This window comes from Streptomyces sp. NH27 (genome assembly GCF_056859195.1).
Genome location: NZ_JACEGK010000888.1, coordinates 1 through 1615, shown reverse-complemented (window position 1 = coordinate 1615; position 1615 = coordinate 1). Strand labels below are relative to the sequence as shown.

2 protein-coding genes are annotated in these 1615 nt (G+C 71.7%); both read left to right on the top strand.

Features of this window, described 5'->3' with window-relative positions; all coding sequences use genetic code 11:
- Positions 1-17 precede the first annotated feature (17 nt).
- Positions 18-1289: a multidrug effflux MFS transporter gene (locus tag AC13HU_RS36805; protein ID WP_483046348.1), complete on the top strand. Its 1272-nt coding sequence runs from the start codon at positions 18-20 to the stop codon at positions 1287-1289.
- 116 nt (positions 1290-1405) lie between these two features.
- Positions 1406-1600, top strand: a complete 195-nt coding sequence (locus AC13HU_RS36800) for a hypothetical protein (protein WP_483046347.1) — start codon at positions 1406-1408, stop codon at positions 1598-1600.
- The last annotated feature ends 15 nt before the right edge of the window (positions 1601-1615 follow it).

The following is a 1615-nucleotide window of genomic DNA, read 5'->3' as shown; positions in this document are numbered from 1 at the left end:
CCACCGCCCCGACCTCGATCCCCTCTCCACGTACTCCACATGGCGGCGGCCCTCGCGGACCCCGCCCGGCGCAGGCCCGTACCGCCCGTACCGGCTTCGTCGTCACCCTCGCCCTCGGCGGCCTCACCGCGCTCCCGCCGCTGTCGATGGACATGTACCTGCCCGCGCTGCCACGGGTCTCGCAGGCCCTGCACGCGTCGTCCGCGACCGCGCAGATCTCGGTGACCGCGTGCCTGGCCGGCATGGCGCTCGGGCAGCTCGTGGTCGGCCCGCTCAGCGACCGCTGGGGCCGGCGCGGCCCGCTGCTGACCGGCATGGTCATCTACGTGCTGGCCACCGTGGCCTGCGCGTTCGCCCCCACGGTCGCGCTGCTGATCGGCTTCCGGCTGATCCAGGGGCTGGCCGGCTCGGCGGGCATAGTGATCTCCCGCGCGGTGGTCCGCGACATGTTCGACGGCCTGGCGATGGCCCGGTTCTTCTCCAACCTCCAGCTCATCTCCGGGGTGGCCCCGATCATCGCCCCGGCGATCGGCGGCCAGGTCCTGCGGCTGACCGACTGGCGCGGCATCTTCGTGCTCTGCGCGGTGGTCGGCACCCTGCTCACGATGGTGTGCTGGCGCCGTCTGCACGAGTCGCTGCCGCCCGAGCAGCGCCACGCCGGCGGGCTGACCTCCACCTTCAGTTCGATCCGCGGGCTGGTCGCGGACCGGGTCTTCACCGGCTACGTGCTCGCCGCCAGCTTCTCCTTCGCGGCGCTGTTCACGTACGTGTCCGCGTCGTCGTTCGTCGTCCAGGACATCTACGGCGCGTCCCCGCAGACCTACGGGCTGCTCTTCGGCCTCAACTCCGTGGGTCTGGTGGCCGTCGGCCAGTTCAACGGCAAGGTGCTGATGGGCCGGGTGGACATGAACAAGGTGCTCGGCATCGGGCTCGCCATGATCACGCTCTCCTCCACCGCGCTCGTGCTGCTGACCACCGGCGTCCTCGGCCGGGCCGGCCTGGCCGAGATCGCCGTCGCGCTGTTCGTGCTGATGGCGTCGATGGGCCTGGTGATGCCCACCGCGAACACCAGCGCGCTGCTGCGCACCCGCCGGCACGCGGGCGCCGCCTCCGCGCTGCTCGGCACCTCCTCCTTCCTGGTGGGGGCCATCCTGTCGCCGCTGTCGGGCGTGGCGGGCGACGGCACCGCCGTCCCGATGGCCGTCACGCAGCTCGGCTGCGCGCTGGCCGCCGTGGCCTGCTTCGCCGGGCTCTGTCTGCGCGGTCGGCGTACGGTGGAGGGACCGTAACGACCTGGTGCACGACAGGCGGCGGGCTTCGGCGCCTGGCATCCGAAGCCCCATGACGCCGCTCGCCGATCCACCGCCTGTCGTGCCCCCAGGTCGTAAACCCTCGGGAGGTTGCGATGTCCGACGATCCGGAGAAGAACTGGGCGTTCAAGACAGCGGACAGCTCACTGCACACGGGGTCGGAGCACTCCGTGGACCCGGAGGACCTGGTGATGGCCTCCGGCCGGGACTGCACCCCGGAACTGATCGACAAGGCCCGCAAGGCACTGGAGGAACATGGCCCCGCCGCTGTCGAGAGGTACCTGCCGTGAGGCGGACCTCGACAC